18 protein-coding genes are annotated in these 19,091 nt (G+C 63.7%); all 18 read right to left on the bottom strand.

The annotated features are described in order from the left end of the window. Positions 1-67: 67 nt before the first annotated feature. Positions 68-532 carry a flagellar motor switch protein FliN gene (fliN, locus tag RAC97_RS19135; RefSeq protein ID WP_375101113.1) on the bottom strand — a complete coding sequence of 155 codons (465 nt, stop codon included), beginning with the start codon at positions 530-532 and terminating at the stop codon, positions 68-70. A 46-nt stretch (positions 533-578) separates the two neighbouring features. After that, on the bottom strand, positions 579-1,547 hold the full coding sequence (fliM, locus tag RAC97_RS19130; protein WP_375101112.1) for a flagellar motor switch protein FliM: 969 nt from the start codon (positions 1,545-1,547) through the stop codon (positions 579-581). A 10-nt stretch (positions 1,548-1,557) separates the two neighbouring features. Then, on the bottom strand, positions 1,558-2,055 hold the full coding sequence (gene fliL / locus RAC97_RS19125; protein WP_375101111.1) for a flagellar basal body-associated protein FliL: 498 nt from the start codon (positions 2,053-2,055) through the stop codon (positions 1,558-1,560). A 193-nt stretch (positions 2,056-2,248) separates the two neighbouring features. Then, positions 2,249-3,586, bottom strand: a complete 1,338-nt coding sequence (locus RAC97_RS19120) for a flagellar hook-length control protein FliK (RefSeq protein ID WP_375101110.1) — start codon at positions 3,584-3,586, stop codon at positions 2,249-2,251. 69 nt (positions 3,587-3,655) lie between these two features. Next, complete coding sequence (locus tag RAC97_RS19115; protein WP_375101116.1) at positions 3,656-3,994, bottom strand: Hpt domain-containing protein; 339 nt, start codon at positions 3,992-3,994, stop codon at positions 3,656-3,658. Between the two features lie 46 nt (positions 3,995-4,040). Further along, complete coding sequence (locus RAC97_RS19110) at positions 4,041-5,732, bottom strand: SpoIIE family protein phosphatase (protein WP_375101109.1); 1,692 nt, start codon at positions 5,730-5,732, stop codon at positions 4,041-4,043. Positions 5,733-5,739: 7 nt separating this feature from the next. Beyond that, the gene (locus RAC97_RS19105) at positions 5,740-6,045 is read right to left on the bottom strand and encodes an STAS domain-containing protein (protein ID WP_375101108.1); all 306 of its coding nucleotides are present in this window, start codon (positions 6,043-6,045) and stop codon (positions 5,740-5,742) included. 84 nt (positions 6,046-6,129) lie between these two features. Beyond that, positions 6,130-6,582, bottom strand: coding sequence for a flagellar export protein FliJ (fliJ, locus tag RAC97_RS19100; protein ID WP_375101107.1), 453 nt, complete (start codon positions 6,580-6,582; stop codon positions 6,130-6,132). Positions 6,583-6,588: 6 nt separating this feature from the next. Continuing rightward, positions 6,589-7,947, bottom strand: coding sequence for a flagellar protein export ATPase FliI (gene fliI / locus RAC97_RS19095; RefSeq protein WP_375101106.1), 1,359 nt, complete (start codon positions 7,945-7,947; stop codon positions 6,589-6,591). After that, positions 7,937-8,698, bottom strand: coding sequence for a flagellar assembly protein FliH (gene fliH, locus RAC97_RS19090; RefSeq protein ID WP_375101105.1), 762 nt, complete (start codon positions 8,696-8,698; stop codon positions 7,937-7,939). Before fliH ends, fliI begins: the two co-directional genes overlap by 11 nt. Before the next feature lie 159 nt (positions 8,699-8,857). Next, entirely contained in the window at positions 8,858-9,877 is a 1,020-nt protein-coding gene (gene fliG, locus RAC97_RS19085) for a flagellar motor switch protein FliG (protein ID WP_375101104.1), read from the bottom strand. Continuing rightward, the gene (fliF, locus tag RAC97_RS19080; RefSeq protein WP_375101103.1) at positions 9,870-11,648 is read right to left on the bottom strand and encodes a flagellar basal-body MS-ring/collar protein FliF; all 1,779 of its coding nucleotides are present in this window, start codon (positions 11,646-11,648) and stop codon (positions 9,870-9,872) included. Before fliF ends, fliG begins: the two co-directional genes overlap by 8 nt. A 14-nt stretch (positions 11,649-11,662) precedes the next feature. Further along, positions 11,663-11,995, bottom strand: coding sequence for a flagellar hook-basal body complex protein FliE (gene fliE, locus RAC97_RS19075; RefSeq protein WP_375101102.1), 333 nt, complete (start codon positions 11,993-11,995; stop codon positions 11,663-11,665). Positions 11,996-12,099: 104 nt separating this feature from the next. Beyond that, on the bottom strand, positions 12,100-13,473 hold the full coding sequence (locus RAC97_RS19070) for a sigma-54-dependent transcriptional regulator (protein WP_375101101.1): 1,374 nt from the start codon (positions 13,471-13,473) through the stop codon (positions 12,100-12,102). Further along, positions 13,470-14,657: a PAS domain-containing sensor histidine kinase gene (locus RAC97_RS19065; protein WP_375101100.1), complete on the bottom strand. Its 1,188-nt coding sequence runs from the start codon at positions 14,655-14,657 to the stop codon at positions 13,470-13,472. The genes RAC97_RS19070 and RAC97_RS19065 overlap by 4 nt, the downstream gene beginning before the upstream one ends. Positions 14,658-14,740: 83 nt before the next feature. Next, entirely contained in the window at positions 14,741-16,669 is a 1,929-nt protein-coding gene (locus tag RAC97_RS19060) for a glycosyltransferase (protein ID WP_375101099.1), read from the bottom strand. 76 nt (positions 16,670-16,745) lie between these two features. Next, a complete protein-coding gene (locus RAC97_RS19055) occupies positions 16,746-18,152 on the bottom strand; it encodes a glycosyltransferase (RefSeq protein WP_375101098.1) in 1,407 nt (468 codons plus the stop codon). Further along, positions 18,149-19,090 carry an FkbM family methyltransferase gene (locus RAC97_RS19050; protein ID WP_375101097.1) on the bottom strand — a complete coding sequence of 314 codons (942 nt, stop codon included), beginning with the start codon at positions 19,088-19,090 and terminating at the stop codon, positions 18,149-18,151. The genes RAC97_RS19055 and RAC97_RS19050 overlap by 4 nt, the downstream gene beginning before the upstream one ends. Position 19,091: the final 1 nt, after the last annotated feature.

Genomic DNA, 19,091 nt, shown 5'->3' with positions numbered 1-19,091 from the left:
CAGCCATGGCCACTTCGCTGGCCAACAACGCCCCCATGGCCGTCACGGCCCGCATCACGCGCTTCATTCAGCGCAGCTTCTTGATACGTTCGCTGGGGCTGATCACGTCGGTCAGGCGAATGCCGAACTTCTCGTTGACCACCACCACTTCGCCATGGGCGATCAAGGTGCCGTTGACCAGCACGTCCAGCGGCTCGCCCGCCAGGCGGTCGAGCTCGATCACCGACCCCTGGTTCAGTTGCAGCAGGTTACGGATGCTGATCTCGGTGCTGCCCACTTCCATCGAGATGCTCACCGGAATATCCAGAATCACGTCCAGGTTCGGGCCTTCGAGGGAGACGTTCTCGTTCGGCTTCGGCGAGCTGGCGAACTCTTCCATCGGCAGGCGCCCGGCACCGGAAGCCTTGGCATCAGCGGCCAGCAGCGCGTCGATGTCGGACTGGCCAGCATCGCCGGTTTCTTCCAGGGCCGCAGCCCACTCATCGGCCAGCGCTTGGTCTTCGGCGGAAGTGATCTCGTTTTCGTTAGCCATGGTTTCCTCGACAAACATTCAATTCGGGGTTGCGACCGACGCGCCCTCAGCGGCGCTCGATCGGGTCGATGATCTGCAACGACAGGGTGCCCTTGTGCGCCCCCAGCCGCGCCTTGAACGACGGCACGCCATTGGCGCGCAGCACCAGGTGTTCCGGCAGCTCCACCGGGATCACGTCACCGGGTTGCATGTGCAGGATGTCGCGCAGCTTGAGTTGGCGGCGGGCGACGGTGGCCGACACCGGCACGCTGACGTCCAGCACGTCCTCGCGCAGGGCCTTGACCCAACGCTCGTCCTGGTCGTCCAGGTCGGACTGGAAACCGGCGTCGAGCATCTCGCGCACCGGTTCGATCATCGAGTACGGCATGGTCACGTGCAGGTCGCCGCCACCGCCGTCGAGCTCGATATGGAAGGTCGACACCACCACCGCCTCACTGGGGCCGACGATGTTGGCCATAGCCGGGTTGACCTCGGAGTTCATGTACTCGAAGTTCACCGGCATGATCGCCTGCCAGGCTTCCTTGAGGTCGACGAAGCACTGGTCCAGCACCATGCGCACCACGCGCAGTTCGGTGGGAGTGAACTCACGCCCCTCGATCTTGGCGTGGCGGCCGTCGCCGCCAAAGAAGTTGTCCACCAGCTTGAACACCAGCTTGGCGTCGAGGATGAACAGCGCCGTGCCGCGCAGTGGCTTGATCTTGACCAGGTTGAGGCTGGTGGGCACGTACAGCGAGTGCACGTACTCGCCGAACTTCATCACCTGCACGCCGCCCACCGCCACGTCCGCAGAACGGCGCAGCAGGTTGAACATGCTGATACGGGTATAGCGGGCGAAACGCTCGTTGATCATTTCCAGGGTCGGCATGCGACCGCGGACGATCCGATCCTGACTGGTCAGGTCGTAGCTCTTGACGCCACCGGGCTCGCCAGCGCTCTCGGTTTGTACCAGCCCATCGTCGACGCCATGCAACAGGGCGTCGATCTCATCCTGGGACAGCAGGTCTTGCACGGCCATCTATGTGCTCCTACTGCAATACGAAATTGGTGAACAGCAGCTGGTCGATGACCGGCTTGCCGACTTCCTTCTGTGCCACTTCCTGGACCACCGCGGTGGCCTTCTGGCGCAGCATTTCCTGACCCACGGCACTGCTGGCCAAGACGTCGAAGCCTTGGCCGGAGAACATCATCACCAGGTTGTTGCGAATCACCGGCATGTGCACCTTGAGGGCGTCCAGGTCGGCCTGGTTGCGCCCTTGCAGGGTGATGCTCACCTGCATGTAGCGCTGGCGACCGTTCTGGTTGAAATTGACCACGAAGGCCGGTGCCAGCGGCTCGTAGATCGCCGCGGCCTTGACGTTGGTCTGGGCAGCTTCGGGGGCCGGGGCCGGCTCGCTCTTGTTCATGATGAACCAGGTCGCGCCCACCGAAAGGCCGACCGCCAGCAGCAGCGCCAGTACCAGCAGCAGGATCAGCTTGAGTTTGCCTTTAGTGGCGGGGTCTTTGACTGCTTCGCTCTTCGCCATGCCAATAATCCGTCGTCCGTCGGGGGTTTCAAGAAGGATGACGTGGCTTGAGCAAGTGTTATGCCAGATTTTACAGAGCGCGCAATTGGCAGGGTCAGCGTGGCGGCGTTCGCGGGCAAGTCCGCTCCTACAGGTTCAGCACACTACCTGTAGGAGCAGGCTCGCCGCCAAGACACCGGTACAGAAACCGGCATCAGGCGTAATAGTCGATCGCACTGTCGCCGATGACCGTCTGGCGCTCCACCGGCCGCGAAGCATCGGCCAGCTCGTCGGCATCACCGCCTTCCTCGGCACGGCGCGCGGCCACGCCGGAGAAGTTCGAATCGCCCTGCTGGGCCTGTTGTTGCCGCTGCTCGCGGGACTGGTCGGCGACATTGACGTCAGGCTGGGCCAGCCCTTGCTGGGCGAACAGTTCGCGCAGGCGATGAGCCTGGTTGTCGAGGGCCTCACGCACGCCAGCGTGGCCACTGATGAAGGTGACCTGAGTGGACTGGTCCGTCGCTACATTGACACGAATGTCCAGGCGCCCCAGCTCGGCGGGCTCGAGCTGGATATCCGCCGACTTCAGGTTCTGACTGGACAGGTACATCACCCGGTTCACCAGGCCCTCGCTCCAGGCGCCCTGGTTCATCTGCAACGGCTGGTGCAGCGGGTTGGTCGGCGGCACGGCATTGGCGGTCTTCGGCGTGACAGCCTGGGTCAGGTTGGCCAGGCGGTTGGCGAAGTCATCGACACGTGTATCGCTGGCCGCGCCTTTGACATCCTTCAAGCCATCACCCAGCAACTCGGTGAATGCCTTCTCGCCATGCTCGGACTGACCGGCATCGGCCTGAGGCTGATCGGCCAGGTTCGCCAAGGTATTGACGGCGCCCTGGCCGTTGCTGGCGGCCTGCTGCTGCGCAGGTGTCTCGCTGCTCGTGCTGGCGTGCGCGGAGGTGACGCCCTTGGCCTGGGCGTTCTGCTCGAGCGCCAAGCGCAAGGTCGGCAAATTCGCCAGCGGGTCGGCCTCGGGATCGAAGGCTTCGGCCGGCACCTCTTCGGTCACCGCTGCAGCAGGCGGCAAGGGCTGTTGCGCGACCGCTGGCTGTTGCGCCACCACGGCCTGCTGCACAGCTGCCTCCAACACCGGCGCCACGGCCTCGGCCTGGGCCTGGAGCAGTTGCCCACCCGGCAGCGCCTCGGTGACCTGGCCGGCAACCAGGCTGGCATCGAGCGAGCTGCTCTCGTCGGCCTCTGCCGTTTCGCTGACGCCCTTGGCTGGCAAATCGTTGCCGCCATCGGCAACCTGGGTTGCCTTGTCTTCCGGCTTCTTGCCGCCCTGGGCGACATCGGGTTTGTCCTTGGGCTTGGCCTGGGCCGCCTTGTCGTCGCGCGCTGGCACATTGTCGCGGGCCTGCCTGGCCATCACCTTGTCGAAGCCGCCGTCCAGGCTGGCCGGGGCTTGCGTGGCTTTGTCCGGGGCGCTGACGGACGAGCGCGACGGCGCGTTCACGAGCCCGCTCTGCAGTAATGGGTTGGGTGCGACAGGCATGAAAAGGTCTCCGCGCCAGGAACATGAAAAACGTCTGGAGCAAAGAAAAGCAAAACTTGCGCCAGTTTTTCAACCAGCCGACACGCGCTGCCGCTCGCTGCGATAAAAATGCTGCACTTCGAGGAATTCCAGGTCGATGCGATTGATCAGGTCTTCGATGCCATACAGCGGCTGCTGGCGCACCCGATCCTCCAATTGCTGGCACAGCCGCGCCAGGCCCACTGCACCCATGTTGCTGCTGCTGCCCTTGAAGCTGTGCGCCGCCAGGCCCAGCTCGTCGGCGTCCTTGGCTTCGTGCAGTTGGTTCAGGCGCCGCTGGGAGTCTTCCAGGAAGGTTTCCAGCAATTGCAGGTAGCCGTCTTCCATGACCTCCTGCAGGTCGCTCAGGACCTTGTGATCGATATTCATCTCTGTCACTTGCTCACTCCTTGATCAAGCCGGTCACGCCCAGGGCTCACCAGGCAAACACCACACGCGCCAGGCGCCCACCTTCAAGCCATTCGGCCTGCGGGCACAGACTGCGCACCAGGTTCAAACCCCGCCCGCAAAAACCCTGCTCCTGCAGCGGACGCGCCAATACCTTGGCAACATCGAAACCCGCGCCACTGTCACGCACCTCGATGATAAGACGGCCGCCACGCCCGAGCGGTTCCACCCTCACATCGATCTGCACCGCGCCTTCACGCAAACGCGCCAGGCGTTGCTTGCGCGCGCCGTAATAGGTGGCAAAACCCTGCGCATCGCGCTTGAGCCTGGAATCCAGGCCCAATACCCCGTGCTCCAGGGCGTTGGAATACAGCTCGCTGAGCACACTGTAAAGCTGGCTGCCCAAGGGGCGCAGGCCATGGATTTCCTGCAACAACTGGACCAGATAGGGTACGGGATTGAAGCGTTTCAAACTGTCGGCCCGCATCTCGAATGATAGCGACCAATCCAGCGGGCTGGAGCGTCCGCTGTCGGAATAGACCATCGGCAGCAGCTCCTGGCGCTGCGCAGCGAGCATGCGAATATCGCACAGGCTGATGTCGTCGCGCGCAGTGCCGCCGAAACTCGCCAACGCCTGCATCACCTCATCGAACAGCAAGACCGGGTCGCGGTTAGCCGCCAGCACCGCTTGCAGGCGCTCGACACCGAACAGCTGCTCCTGCCCATCGTCGCTATCGACCACTCCATCGGACAACAGCAGCAACCGCTCATCCACCCGCAGCGGCATCACTTCGGTGCTGTCGTCGAATTGCTCCGGCACCAGGATACCCAGCGGCACATGCCGAGAGGGCAGGGTCGCAAGCACCTCGCCCGTGGCCGACAGCCGATAGCCGGCGGGCATGCCGCCATTCCACACCTCTACCGTGCCGCGCTGGAAATTCAGGCTGAGCAGCACGGCGCAACAGAACATATCCACCGGCAGGATGCGCTTGAGCTTGGCGTTCATCTCCCGCAGGGTTTCCACCAGGCCGTAGCCCTTGGCGGTCATGCCGTAGAACACCTCGGCCAGGGGCATGGCGCCCACTGCCGCTGGCAGGCCGTGACCGGTGAAATCGCCGAGCAGTACATGCATGTCGCCGGTGGGGGTATAGGCAGCCAGCAGCAGGTCACCATTGAACAGCGCATAGGGCGATTGCAGGTAGCGGATGTTGGGCGAGCTCAGGCAACCGGAATGCGCCACCTTGTCGAACACCGCCTTGGCCACGCGCTGCTCGGTGAGCAGGTGGTGGTGGTGCCGGGCGATCTGGTCGCGCTGCTCCAGCACCGTGGCCTGCAGGCGGCGCAGGCGGTCCATGGCGCGGATCTTGGCATTGAGGATCACCGCGCTGTAGGGCTTGGCCATGAAGTCGTCGCCACCGGCCTCCAGGCAACGCACCAGCGCCTGCTCTTCGTTGAGCGAGGTAAGAAAGATGATCGGTACCAGCGCCTCGCCCGCCAGTGCCTTGATCCGGCGGGCCGCCTCGAAACCGTCCATCACCGGCATCAGCGCATCGAGCAACACCAGTTGCGGGCGCTTCTCGGCGAACAGCGCCACCGCCTGCTCGCCGTTCTCCGCGGTGAACACCTCATGCCCCTGACGCCGGACGATCTGCGCCAGCAACATGCGGTCGGCCGCCCCATCCTCAGCGACCAGTACGCTCAGCGCCTGGGAGCTAGACATGGTCTGCTCAACTGATATCGAACAGCTTTTCGAAATTGGAGATGGCGAGGATCTTGCGCACATCGGGGCTGGCATGCACCACGCGGATGTCCGACTGGTCGCCACCGGCGTGATCGCGCAGCAGCAGGAGCATGCCCAGCGCCGAGCTGTCCAGGTAGGTGGCCTCCTTCAGGTCGACCACCACCGAGGCAGGCTTCAGGTAATGGCGCTCGTAGGCCTCCCTGAATTCCTGGTGCTTGCCGAAGTCGAAACGCCCCTTGACCTTGATCGTCAGCTTTCTTTCATCCCGTGAAAAATCAGTTTCGACTGCCATGCGTGCGATTCCTTCGATGATGGCGAATACGTCTTCTGAAGGTGTAGCAGCCCGATGTAAGGCCCGCAAGGGCGTGTTGCGCGACTACAGGGGCCCGTGGCGCGGCAGGCGCTGGCTCAGCTCATCTAGCAGCTTCTGCTCGCGCTTGTCCTCGGCGCGCCGGGCCTCGTCCAGATAGCGCTGCACCAGCTTGCGCAGGCCCTCGACCCGGGCATAGGCCTGCTGCCAGGTGCCACGGGCATTGTTGAGGTTGTTCTGGTGCCAGGCCAGGCTCTGGCGCTGCTGGGTCATTGCCGTTTCCAGCTGGCCGAGGAAGCGCTGGTAGCTGACTAACCAGTTGCCGTTGACGCCCTGTCCGCCGCGGTCGATCCACTGGGCCTGGTAGCCCTCGCGAAAGTGCTCGAGCTCGGCAAGCTTGGCCTGCGCCTGGGCCACCTGCTGCTGGAAGTGCCCAAGGCGCTGAGCCGCCTTGCGCTCGGCCTCCTCGGCCATCTCCACCACCGGCGCCAGGCGCGCAGCTCGGGTAGGCTGGGCCATGGTCTATCAGCCGCCGGCCGGCGATGCGAACACCGCAGCCAGTTCGTCGCGGCTCTGGCGCATGCCGACGTTTTCATCCAGGCCCTGGCGCAGGAAACCCACCAGCTTCGGCTGCAGGGCGATGGCCAGGTCGGTTTCCGGGTCGCCACCGGCCACATAGGCGCCCACGCTGATCAGGTCGCGGCTCTGCGACAGGCGCGACCACAGTTGCTTGAATTTCTGCGCCTGGCGCAGGTGGTCTGCATCGACCACCTGCGGCATCACCCGGCTGATCGACGCTTCGATGTCGATGGCCGGGTAGTGCCCTTCTTCGGCCAGGCGCCGCGACAGCACGAAGTGACCATCGAGAACACCGCGCGCCGAGTCGGCGATCGGGTCCTGCTGGTCGTCACCTTCGGACAGCACGGTATAGAACGCCGTGATCGAGCCACCGCCGGCCTCGCCGTTACCCGCGCGCTCCACCAGTTTGGGCAGCTTGGCGAACACCGAAGGCGGGTAGCCACGGGTGGCAGGCGGCTCGCCGATAGCCAGGGCGATTTCCCGCTGGGCCTGGGCGAAACGGGTCAGCGAGTCCATCAGCAACAGCACGTTCTTGCCCTTGTCGCGGAAATACTCGGCGATACGCGTGCAATACATGGCCGCGCGCAAACGCATCAAAGGCGCATCGTCGGCGGGCGAGGCAACCACTACGGAGCGCTTGAGGCCTTCCTCGCCAAGAATGTGCTCGATGAACTCCTTCACTTCCCTGCCCCGTTCACCGATCAGGCCGACCACGATGATCTCGGCTTCGGTGAAGCGGGTCATCATGCCCAGCAGCACCGATTTACCCACACCGGTACCGGCGAACAGACCGAGACGCTGGCCCCGGCCAACGGTGAGCAGGCCATTGATGCTGCGGATACCGACGTCCAGTGGCTGGCTGATGGGGTCGCGGTTGAGCGGGTTGATGATCGGGCCGTCCATCGGCACCCAATCCTCGGCGCGCATGCCACCCTTGCCATCCAGCGCGCGGCCGGCGCCGTCGAGTACGCGGCCGAGCATGCTCATGCCCATGGGCAGGCGGCCGCTATCGTCCAGCGGCACCACCCGCGCGCCTGGCGCGATACCGGCGATGCTACCCACCGGCATGAGGAAAACCTTGGAGCCGGAGAAGCCCATCACCTCGGCCTCGACCTGCACCGGGTGGTAGCTGTCATCGTTGATGACCATGCAGCGGCTGCCTACCGCACCGCGCAGCCCCTCGGCCTCCAGGGTCAGGCCGACCATGCGCAGCAGGCGACCCTCCACCACCGGTTGCTCAGGCAGCTTCACCGCCTCGGCGTAGGTGCCCAGGCGCTTGCCGAAGCTGGTGCGATCAAGGCGCATCGTTCGCCCCCAGTTCGATGGAAAGGTCCGGCGTGGCCGGGTGCAGGGCCTGGTCATGGAGCTGGTCGAACAGCTGCGCCACGGCCTTTTCCATGCGGGTTTCCATGGTGGCGTCGATGCGGCTGTGGGCGGTCTCGATACGGCAACCGCCTGGCAGCAAAGCTTCGTCCTCGAGCAGTTTCCAGGTTTCCTCGTGACGCTCGCGCAGGGCTTTTGCCTGCTCGAAGTCCTGCGGGTTGAGGTGGATGCGGATGTTGTCGGCGCCCATCGGCAGCAGCTTCAGGGCCTCGCGCAGCACGTGGGTGATCTGGCTGGAGTCGGTACGCAGCTCACGGCAGATCACCTGGCGGGTGAGGTGCGCGACCAAGTGCACCAGAGTCTGCTCGATCTGCTTGTCCTGCTCGGCAATGGGATCGAGCAGATGCGTCATCAGTTGTTCGAGGTCGGCCAGCTTGGCGGCCAGGGCCACTTCGGCCTCCTGGCGAACCTTGAGCTGAGTGCTGTGGAAGCCCTCGCGCTCGCCGGTGGCGAAGCCTTCGTTATAGGCCTCCTGGCGAATCGCTTCGAGCTCTTCGAGGGTCAACGGCTGGACTTCCTCCAGCGGCACTTCCTCGACCTCTTCCTCGACCACCTCGGGCTCGGGCGCCGGCTCGGGCTCAGGCTCAGGGTCGAAGCTGGGCAGCGTCCAGACGTCGACACCCTCCAGGTCGCGGGCGCGGATCAGGTCACTGGGGTGTTCTTTGGTGGGCATGCTGTCAGGTTCTCAAACCAGGTTCGGCCAACGCGATTGTAGAAGCGGGCTTGCCCGCGAATGCGTCAGCAGGGGCACAGGTGGTGCCTGGACTGGCGCTTTCGCGGGCAAGCCCGCCCCTGCAAAGGCAGCGCCAGTCGACAGGCAGCACGGGGCCGCTTAGATCATTTCCTCGGCGCCCTTGCCGCCAAGCACGATCTCGCCGGCCTCGGCCATGCGACGGGCAATGGTGAGGATTTCCTTCTGCGCCGTTTCCACGTCGCTGACCCGCACCGGGCCCTTGGCCTCGAGGTCGTCGCGCAGCAGTTCCGAGGCACGCTTGGACATGTTCTTGAAGATCTTGTCCTTGACCTTTTCGTCGGCGCCCTTGAGCGACACCACCAGCACGTCCGAGGACACCTCACGCAGCAGTGCCTGGATACCGCGATCGTCGACATCGGCCAGGTTGTTGAATACAAACATCAGGTCTTCGATCTGCTCGGACAGGTCGGAGTCGATCTCGCGGATCGAGTCCATCAACTGGCCTTCTACCGAACTGTCGAGGAAGTTCATGATGTCGGCAGCGCGCTTGATACCGCCCAGGGTGGTACGCGCCGCGTTGGAGTTGCCCGAGAACTGCTTCTCGAGGATCTGGTTCAATTCCTTGAGCGCCGCTGGCTGCACGGTATTGAGCGAGGATACGCGCAGGACGATGTCCAGGCGCACCTTGTGGTCGAAGTTGCTCAGCACTTCACCCGCCTGGTCGGGGTCGAGATAGGCGACCACGATGGCCTGGATTTGCGGGTGCTCGTAGCGGATCACGTCGGCGACGGCGCGCGGCTCCATCCACTTGAGGCTGTCCAGGCCGCTGGTGTTGCCGCCCAGCAGGATGCGGTCGATCAGGCCGTTGGCCTTGTCCTCGCCGAGGGCCTGGTTGAGCATCTTGCGGATATAGCCATCCGACCCCACGCCCAGGCTGGTCTGGTCGCCGACGATGTCGACGAACTCGCTCATCACCTGCTCGACCTGCTCGCGGTGCACGTTGCCCATCTGCGCCATGGCCACGCCGACCCGCTGCACTTCCTTGGGGCCCATGTGGCGCAGCACCTGGGCCGCATCGGTCTCGCCCAGGGACAGCAACAGGATCGCCGCCTTGTCGACGCGGCTCAGCTTGGCGGTAACGGCTCGGTTGTCACTCATCGGCGTTGATCCACTCTTTCACGACCTGGGCCACGCGGCCCGGGTCTTCGGCCACCAGGCCCTTGATTGCGTTCAGTTGCGCTTCGTAGCCCTCGCTTGGGCTTGGCAGCAGGATACTGCTCGGGCCGCCGAGGCTGACCCGATCGTTACCCAGCTCGCCGTCCAGGCCGATCATGCCGCCCAGTTCCATGTCGCTGTCGTTGGCCGCGCTCTTGCCGCCGCCAGTGATGTTGTTGAGCACAGGGCGCAGCACGCCGAACACCAGTACCAGGATGAACAGCACGCCCAGCACTTGCTTGACGATGTCCCAGAACCACGGCTGGGAGTAGAACGGAATGTCCACCAGCGCTTCGCCGCGGTCTGCGGAGAACGGCACGTTGATCACCGTCACGCTGTCGCCACGGCTGGCATCGAAGCCCACCGCGTCCTGAACCAGGCGGGTGAAGCGTGCCAGGTCCTCGGCGCTCCAGGGGGTGTTGGTCGCTTCGCCGGTGGCCGCATCGAGCTTGACCTGATCGTCCACCACCACGGCTACCGACAGACGGGTCAGGCGACCTTGTTGCTGGCGGGTATGGCTGATCGAGCGGTCCAGTTCGAAGTTGCGGGTGCTTTGCGTGCGCTTGTCGGATGGATAAGGCGCGAGCATCGGCTGGCCGGTGGCCGGGTCCATGATCTGCTGGCCGTTGGCATCCACCAGCGGCTGGCCAGGCTGGATGGCACCAGCGGGGGTCGCAGTGGCAGTGGCGTTCTCCGGCGCGTTGGCACCGGCAGGCGGCTGGTTGCTCAGCGCCCCAGGTACGCCCTGCGGGCCTTGGCTGCTGGCGCGCTGCTCGTTGACCGCCTGCTCGCTGCGCAGGGCCGGTTGGTCTGGGTTGAACTGCTCGGAGGTGGACTCCACGGCACTGAAGTCGACGTCGGCGGACACTTCGGCCTTGTAGCGGTCGTTGCCCAGCACCGGCAGCAGGATGTTGTGCACACGCTGGGTGAGCATGCCTTCCATGCGGCGGCTGTAGTCGAACTGCTTGCCGGCCATGGTCAGGGCGGTGTCTTGCAGTTGATCGGAAAGCAGGTTGCCCTTCTGGTCGACCACGGTGACCTGGGACTTGTCCAGTTCCGGCACGCTGGTGGCGACCAGGTTGACGATCGCCATCACCTGGCCGGCTTCCAGGGCGCGGCCCGGGAACAGCTCGACCAGGACCGAGGCGCTGGGCTTGCGCTCGTCACGCACGAACACCGAGCTTTTCGGGATCGCCAGGTGCACACGGGCGGCCTTGACGTTGTTCAGGCTGGAAATGGTGCGCGCCAGCTCACCTTCCAGGCCACGACGGTAGCGGGTGGCTTCCATGAACTGGCTGGTGCCCAGGCCCTGCTCTTTATCAAGGATCTCGAAACCAATGTTGCCATCGCTGGGCGCGACACCGGCGGCGGCGAGTTTCAGGCGGGCACGGGAAAGGTCGTCGGCCTTGACCAGCAGCGCGCCGGAATTCGGTTCGACGGTATAGGGAATGTCGGCGGCAGCCAGGGTTTCCATGACCTGCTTGGTGTCCATCCCGGCCAGGCTGCCGTAAAGCGGACGGTAGTCCGGCTGCTGCGACCAGAGCACCACGGCAAAGCCTATCGCCACGCTGGCGGCCAAGCCAACCAACAGGCCGACCTGACGCAGCATGGGCATCTGCGAGATGTTTTCCAGGAACGCCATGCCGAACAGCGGCGGTTTTGCCGCGGGCGGGCCGCTCTTGGCGGGGGCGTTATCGACGACTGCTTCGGCCATGACTCAATTCGTCCTCAAACCGGCATCTGCATGATGTCCTGGTACGCTTGCACCAGCTTGTTGCGTACCTGGGTCAGGGCCTGGAACGAGACACTGGCCTTTTGCGAGGCAATCATCACGTCGGTGAGGTCGACGCCGCTCTTGCCGATCTCGAAGGCGTTGGCCAGCTGGCTGGACGCCTGCTGGGTGTCACTGACCTTGTTGATGGCCTGGCCGAGCATGTCGGCGAAGCTGCTCTGCCCCGGTGCCAGTTCAGGCGCCGCGGTAACCTTGGGCAGCGACATGGCATCGGCCTGCATGGCGCGCATGTCCAACATCAGACGATTGAATTCAACACCTTGGCTCATGAATCTCTCTCTCCGGCGGCCGCATTTTTTTGACACTCATGCGGCGGATACGCTGAAGCTAGCAACAAGAATGCCAGCCGCGCCGTGATGGTTGAAAACCTGCCTCAGCCGTACAGGCTGGCCTCTACGTCGAGCCCCGCGTCACGCATCTGCGCCAACTTGTAGCGCAGCGTTCGCGGGCTGATTCCGAGGCGCTCGGCAGCTTCCTTGCGACGGCCGCGTTCAGCGCGCAAGGTATCGATGATCATCTGGAATTCGTGACGGCGCATATCGTCACCAAGGCCACTGGACTCGCTGCCCGTTTCGAGCGATGATGGCTCAGTGATATCAACCGAAATATTCGACAATGGAATGGCGCCGGCCAGACAGAAATCCGCCGCCTCGATCACACCACCCTGTTGCAGGATCAACGCCCGCTGCAATGCATTGTCCAGCTCACGCACGTTTCCAGGCCAGGCGTAGCCCTGCAGGCAGGCCCGCGCCTGGGCAGAAAGCCGTACAGGGGCGTGCTTCATCTTGCTGACATGGCGCGCCAGCAAGCGCTCGGCCAGCGGCAGAATGTCGGCGCTGCGCTCGCGCAACGGCCGCCAGGCAAGTGGGAAAACCGACAGACGATAGAACAGGTCTTCACGGAAGCGTCCGGCGGCCACTTCGCCCGCCAGATCGCGATTGGTGGTGGCCACCACGCGGATGTCCAGGGCGATCGGCTTGCGTCCACCCACCCGCTCGACTTCGCGCTCCTGCAACACCCTCAGCAGCTTGGCTTGCAGGCCCAGGGGCATTTCCGAGATTTCATCGAGCAGCAGCGTACCGCCCTCGGCCTGTTCGAACTTGCCGGCCTGGGCGGCAATGGCCCCGGTGAAGGCGCCCTTCTCATGGCCGAACAGCGTGGCCTCGAGCATGTTGTCCGGGATCGCCGCGCAGTTGATCGCTACGAACGGCTGGGCAGCACGGGTGGACTGCAGGTGGATGTAGCGCGCCAGCACCTCCTTGCCGGTGCCCGACTCGCCGGAAATCAGCACCGTCGAATCACTGCGCGCAACCCTTGCCGCCAGTTCCAGCAATTGTCGGCTGGCGGGTTCGGCAGCCACCGGCCCCTGCTCGTCGGCTGCCACCTGCCCGGCACCATGGCGTTCGACCAGGCTCAGCAGGGCCTTGGGCTCGAAGGGCTTGACCAGGTAGTCGACCGCACCTTGGCGCATGGCCTCCACCGCACGCTCCACCGCCGCGTGGGCCGTCATCAGCAGCACCGGCAATTGCGGATGGTGGCGACGCAACTGGGCCAACAGCTGGTGGCCGTCCATGCCCGGCATGTTCACGTCACTGACCACCAGGCCATAGGCATCCCGGACGACTGCCTCCAGCGCTTCCTCGGCACTGCCCACGGCATGGTGCTCGAACCCGCCGATTTCCAACGTGTCGGACAGCGCCTGACGCAGGACACGGTCATCCTCGACCAGCAACACCTTGACCATCATGCCTCCTGTGCAACGATCAGCGGCAATACCACCCGCACGCAAGTGCCACGTCCGACCTTCGAACGCAGCGCCAGCTCGCCCTGGTGTGCCCGCACCACCGCCTTGACCACCGCCAGGCCCAGCCCGGTACCGGTGGACTTGGTGGTGAGGAAAGGCTCACCCAGGCGCGCCAGCAGTTGCGCATCGATACCGCTGCCCGCATCACTGACGCACAGGTACAGGCTTTGCTCGCGGCGGTACAGGTGCACTTTCAGCCTTGCAGGCTCAGGGCTGGCCTGCAAGGCGTTGTCGATGAGGTTGAGCAAGGCACCGACCAGGGTGTCGCGGTTGCACAGCAGCTCACCCAGGTGGGTGTCGCACTGCCAGCGCACCAAATGCCCTTGCACGTGAGATTGCGCCGCCTGCTGCAAGGCCTGGAACAGCGCCTTGGGCGTGACGCGGTCGCCCAGCGGCAACTCGCCACGGGCGAACACCAGCATGTCACGCACCTGGTGTTCGAGCTCGTGCAAGCGCTCTTTGAGCTGAGTGGCGAAACGTTGACGGGTCTGGGCCGGCAACTGCTGTTCGTCGTCGGCCAGGTGGCTGGCGTAGAGCATGGCGGCGGACAGCGGGGTACGGATCTGGTGGGCCAGCGATGCGACCATGCGCCCCAACGCCGACAGGCGCTCATGGCGCGCCAGCTGGCCTTGCAGGCGGCGGGTTTCGGTAAGGTCGTTGAGCAACACCAACTGCCCAGGCTCGGCGTCCAGCGAGCGCGTGGCAATGGACAGCCGACGGCCGTCACGCAGCGAGACTTCGTGGCCGTCATCTTCGCGCGGCGCGAAGCTGCGGGCGATCACCAGGCGCCACAACTCCCCCACCAACGGCTCACCCAGCAGCTCGCAGGCCGCCGGGTTGGCCTCGCGCACAAAGCCTTGGGCATCGATGACGATCACCCCACCTGGCAGCAGGTCGAGCAGGTTCTGCAGACGGTTGGCCAGGCGCTCCTTCTCACCCAGCTCGGCCATGCGCTGGGCGCTGACCACCGCCAGCTCGCCCTTGAGCTCGCTGACCCGAGCCTCGAGCATGCTGTAGGACTCGCTCAGCTGGCTGGAAACCTGGTTGAACAGGGCGAAGGCTTGCTCGAGGCCCTGGCGGGTATCCTGCTCGGCCGGGGTACGGGACACGTGGGCGACTTGGGACATCATGCTCTCTCGCGTGGCTGACCGTCATAAAAACGGATAGTTGCCATCCGCTACGCAATAGCCGTGCCAGGCGCTCGTTTCCCCTACCCTGTCAGAGATTCGTCGAAGCCGCCCACGGCAAGTGCAAGCGCACGTGGGCAGGCAAAGGTGTCGACCGGCAGGTGGTCGCTCAACAGCAAACGCTCCCTGGCGCGCTCCTCGCAGGGATAGTTGCCCGCCCCTGCCGCGTCCTTGTACATGACGCTCTCGGGCTGAGCCGCCAGTGCCTTGGCCAGTGCTTCGAGATGAACAGGCCGATGCAGGTCTTCATCGCCGAGGTAGACGACACACTGCCCCCCCGCCAACTGCAAGGCTGCATTGCGGGCTGCGGCCATGCTGCGATCACGGCCCTGGCGGATATAGGTAACAGGGAAGTCGTACTCGGCCACGAGTGACTCGACCGGCTCGCCGCTGGCATTGACCAGGATTACCTCGAAGTCCCTGAAGGGCTGCTGCGCGAGGCTGCTCAGGGCGTCCCGAATTGCTGGCGGGCGCCCGTAGGCCGTCAGGATCACGGTGAACAAGGTGCTCCTTTGCTGCAGCGCCTGCCCCTCCAGGCGCTCGCAAAGTTGACGCGTGCGGGCACCGAGTTCCGAGTTCTGCTCATCTGGATATAGGTCCAGACGCCGTTTCAGATGCGCCGCTACCTCGCGCTCACGGCCCTGGAGGTTATGCTGCGCCCCGCGCTCGAACACCCCTTCCACGATTGCCAGGTGCCCCTTCAACGGCTCCGTGGAGGCATAGAACTGGTTCGACTCCTGAGCACCATGCCAGCGATAGTTGACACCCGGTGTATCGACGTAGGCAAAGTCCGGGTAGCGCTCCGCCATCTGCACCACCATTTCCCAGTCGCCCGCCCCGTAGCTCTTACCTGGGCGCCAGACCCGCTGGAATGCCTCACGTCGGTAGATGACCGCCGAAGGCGTCATATAACTGTCGTAGACCAGCAGATCGGCAACTTCATTGCGCCCGCCGACATAGTCGCCATTGCGGTACCCGGGATGACGACCCTGGTTCAATGCCTGCCCGGCGCCATTTACCCAACGAATGCCGGTATAACCGACCGCGACGTGGGGCTGGCGCTCCAGCGTAGGCAAGAGGCTGGAAAGATGGCCCGGGTTGAAATAGTCGTCGGCGGACAGGAACGTGAAATATCGTCCCTGTGCGATACGCAGGCCATTTCGCCAGTTGTAGCCTGGCCCATAGTTATAGCGGTTACGTATGTAGCGTACCTGCGGATTGTCGGCGAACGCCGCCATGACCTTGGGGGTGTCGTCCGTGGAGGCGTTGTCCAGCACCAGGATCTCGACATCGTCCACACCCTGGTCGAGCACCGACTGAATGCACTCGGTGAGGTAGCGGCCGTAGTTGTAGGTCGGGATAACGACACTCAGCAGAGGTTCGGTGCGCCGTACCGCCGCCACATCATCAGCGATTGCACAGGTCACCTTGTACAGCCAGAAGTCCGCCGAGCAATGGTAGTTTTTCGAATAGTCGCGATCTTGCACTTCCCGAGCGACTGGCCAGGCTTGCGGATCGGAACCGTCAAGGTCGGGAAGCTTCAGGTAATCAATGTGAACTCGCGTTTTACTGACCGGCTCTCCCTTTGCCGGGACCAATATCTTGCTGAACGACGCTTCGTCCTGCAGCGCTTGCAATTGCTCGCTGGCACGAAGCAGCAAGTATTGCCGCACCGGTGATGACACCTCGAACACCGCGCTCGCTTGACGAGGGTGAGCAATCAGCAGGACGCCATCGAACTCCCCGGCGGTATCGACAGCCCGCTCGAACAGCATTCCGTTGGCCGAGCCATAGGCAGCCAGAGGTTGCAGCGGCAGCTCACGCTGCAAAGCGTGCCAGTCGTCGTCGCCAAGCAGGAATGCCTGCTGATCGTCCAGGCAGAAACCGGCGACCCGCACTCGCCACGGCTGCCCGGTACAACGCCCACCTGCGATCAAAGTCCAATTGGTCATGCAGTCACTTCCCCAAAATTGTTGCTCGCTTGCATCAGGCAGATCGCCTGTCTGCACCCGGCCTGTACGCCCTGAGTCACGCACATGCCGTCAGGTCTTTCCAGGACACGACACGTGCCGCAGCCCTGAGATGTTGGCGTATGAGCGCTTCGATGTAATGCTCATGGTCCCGCTCGGAACTGATGATCACGACATCCTCCGCTTGCACTTGCTCAGCCATCCAGTCCAAGGATCGAATGGGTACGCCGAGCATTTCCGTACCTTGACGGTTAAGGTTGGAATCGATGCAGGCAACCACCTGCACGTCGCTTTTCTCGGCCTCGAGAATCAGCAGCGCGGCAATGAAGGCACTCCCGAAGATAATGGCCCTGCGCCCGTCGAGACCCGCCAGGATGCTCGAATGCGGCTTATCGAGAGTGTTGCGCGTCCAGGCCAGCAATTGCTGGGTAGCGCTGGTATGGCCGGAGACCGACAGCGTGCCCAGTGGGTGGCGTTGTTCACCCAGCGACAGAAGCTGGGCAAGCAGGAACACCGGCAAGCCTGCCAGGAACGCGTCGGGGGCAGATGCCCTGTTGCGCTCCAGGCTGGCCGCCGTGTTACCGACCTTTTTCCGAATGCCTTTATCGATCGCCCTTCCCGCCTGGGTCGTGATCGCTTCCTGAATAGCAAAGCGCGACATGTAGGCATCGAAGTGCAGAGCCTCTGCCGCAAGCCCTGGAACGCCCCTGGCAATGTGCTTCAGGTCTCGATAGAGAGCCACGCCAGGAAGCGACAGGCTCGCCACGTGGGAAAACTGCTTGGTATGCACCCGACGGCGCAGCAAGGGTTGGTCAAGGTAGCCGATAGCATATTTACGGTTGATACGTGCCGGCATCAGCACGTCCTCGATGCCCGCCGTCTCCAGGGTTTTCTTGCGCGCCGCCGCCTCGCCGAGGCATGCGTGTACCGCATAGAGCCTGGGCAGTATGGCTCGCTCCAGCATCACGCCACTGGGCATCGGCCACAGCCGCTCCTTGAGGAAACTGCTGATGTATTCACCAGGCGCGAAAATTCGCTCCACACCAGGCACGGAGCTGCCATCGGCCAGCGCATGCCCGTCCTGGTCAATATCGCTGACGCGAGTCCACACCAGCCGCACGTCTGGGTGACGGTCCATGAAATGCATCTGCCGTTCCAGCATGTCGTGCTCCATGACGTCATCGTCATGGGTCACGATCACCCGAGGCCCCAAGGCAAGGTGATACGCCGAACGGCAATTGAACTCCACGGTAGAAATATTGCGCGAATTCCTGACGTAGCGGATTCGTGGGTCCTGCAGGCCCAGGATGAACTGCGCGGTCCCATCGCTGCTGCCGTTGTCGAGCACCAGCAGCTCGAAATCCTCATAGCTCTGCGCGAGGATGGCGGCGATCGCCTGCTCGAGGTAGTGCAGTCGGTTATAGGTCAGCAGCGCGACGGTGAGCGGCGGAATGGCTGGGTTCATGACAGGAACTGCACCCGCTCAGAGAGCTCATGGCGCTTTTGCCCATGCACGAAGACGAAATTGGTTTCCTGGGTTTGCTCGTCGATGCCCGGGCAGGGACGCAGCCCCTCTTCGCTCAGGGTGTAGGCCTGGTAGCCGAGACGCGCAAGCCGCTCCACTACCTCGCTGGGGTGGTAATCGAACTGCTTGGCCCACTTTCTCAACAGTTCGATCAGGATCACGGGCCTGTGCTGGGCGAGTATCGCCTCGCCACCCTGGATCACCATTAACTCCGCCCCCTCTACATCGCACTTGATGATCTGGGGCGCCAGCACGTTCTGCGTGCAGAAATTGTCCAGCGTAGTGGCCTGGCAGGCTACTTTGAGCAGGCTTTCCTGGCTGCCTGGCTGCCCCGCAAGCACCTGGGAGGTAGCGCCGGAGCAGTTCGGCGTATAAAGGAACTCGAGCGTCGCCTCTTGATTGGAAAAGGCCAAGCGGTGAGCCTCAATGTTAAGCAAGCCGTTGTGGCGAATGTTGCGCTCCAGGATCCCGAAGGTATGGGGAATGGGTTCGAAGGCGTGAATCCGTACCGATGGGCAGTGCCGAGCCAACGCCAGGGCATACCAGCCGCAGTTGGCGCCGATGTCCAGGATCACCCCGTCATCTTGGGTAATGGCTTTGAGGAACTCGGTTTCCAGTGTTTCATAGGCCCGGAAGTTCATCAGCGTACAGGGCACCAGGTGCTGGTCCTGGGGGTCCAGGAACAGCTCGATCTGCTGCGAGCGGGACCGCACGAAGACGCCCTCCGGCAGTAGGCGCAGCGACTCCACGTCGGTCCCGGCGATGAACTCGGGGTAGTCGAACAGGCTGGCGTGCCTTGCGTGGATAGCCTCGATGTAGTCCTGCTTGGCGGTATTCCCGGCCTCGTAGGCGTTGCGAATGTCATTGAGTGTGTTCATC

The sequence above is a fragment of the Pseudomonas sp. LS_2 genome, from assembly GCF_042709235.1.
Lineage (GTDB): Bacteria > Pseudomonadota > Gammaproteobacteria > Pseudomonadales > Pseudomonadaceae > Aquipseudomonas.
Note: the sequence above shows the minus strand (reverse complement) of the source record. Positions and strands in the feature narration are given on the sequence as shown.

Excerpts from the sequence above, each read along its gene's own strand:
- fliN (WP_375101113.1), bottom strand. The coding sequence starts at position 532 with ATGGCTAACGAAAACGAGATCACTTCCGCCGAAGACCAAGCGCTGGCC.
- fliM (WP_375101112.1), bottom strand. The coding sequence starts at position 1,547 with ATGGCCGTGCAAGACCTGCTGTCCCAGGATGAGATCGACGCCCTGTTG.
- fliL (WP_375101111.1), bottom strand. The coding sequence starts at position 2,055 with ATGGCGAAGAGCGAAGCAGTCAAAGACCCCGCCACTAAAGGCAAACTC.
- RAC97_RS19120 (WP_375101110.1), bottom strand. The coding sequence starts at position 3,586 with ATGCCTGTCGCACCCAACCCATTACTGCAGAGCGGGCTCGTGAACGCG.
- RAC97_RS19115 (WP_375101116.1), bottom strand. The coding sequence starts at position 3,994 with ATGAATATCGATCACAAGGTCCTGAGCGACCTGCAGGAGGTCATGGAA.
- RAC97_RS19110 (WP_375101109.1), bottom strand. The coding sequence starts at position 5,732 with ATGTCTAGCTCCCAGGCGCTGAGCGTACTGGTCGCTGAGGATGGGGCG.
- RAC97_RS19105 (WP_375101108.1), bottom strand. The coding sequence starts at position 6,045 with ATGGCAGTCGAAACTGATTTTTCACGGGATGAAAGAAAGCTGACGATC.
- fliJ (WP_375101107.1), bottom strand. The coding sequence starts at position 6,582 with ATGGCCCAGCCTACCCGAGCTGCGCGCCTGGCGCCGGTGGTGGAGATG.
- fliI (WP_375101106.1), bottom strand. The coding sequence starts at position 7,947 with ATGCGCCTTGATCGCACCAGCTTCGGCAAGCGCCTGGGCACCTACGCC.
- fliH (WP_375101105.1), bottom strand. The coding sequence starts at position 8,698 with ATGCCCACCAAAGAACACCCCAGTGACCTGATCCGCGCCCGCGACCTG.
- fliG (WP_375101104.1), bottom strand. The coding sequence starts at position 9,877 with ATGAGTGACAACCGAGCCGTTACCGCCAAGCTGAGCCGCGTCGACAAG.
- fliF (WP_375101103.1), bottom strand. The coding sequence starts at position 11,648 with ATGGCCGAAGCAGTCGTCGATAACGCCCCCGCCAAGAGCGGCCCGCCC.
- fliE (WP_375101102.1), bottom strand. The coding sequence starts at position 11,995 with ATGAGCCAAGGTGTTGAATTCAATCGTCTGATGTTGGACATGCGCGCC.
- RAC97_RS19070 (WP_375101101.1), bottom strand. The coding sequence starts at position 13,473 with ATGATGGTCAAGGTGTTGCTGGTCGAGGATGACCGTGTCCTGCGTCAG.
- RAC97_RS19065 (WP_375101100.1), bottom strand. The coding sequence starts at position 14,657 with ATGTCCCAAGTCGCCCACGTGTCCCGTACCCCGGCCGAGCAGGATACC.
- RAC97_RS19060 (WP_375101099.1), bottom strand. The coding sequence starts at position 16,669 with ATGACCAATTGGACTTTGATCGCAGGTGGGCGTTGTACCGGGCAGCCG.
- RAC97_RS19055 (WP_375101098.1), bottom strand. The coding sequence starts at position 18,152 with ATGAACCCAGCCATTCCGCCGCTCACCGTCGCGCTGCTGACCTATAAC.
- RAC97_RS19050 (WP_375101097.1), bottom strand. The coding sequence starts at position 19,090 with ATGAACACACTCAATGACATTCGCAACGCCTACGAGGCCGGGAATACC.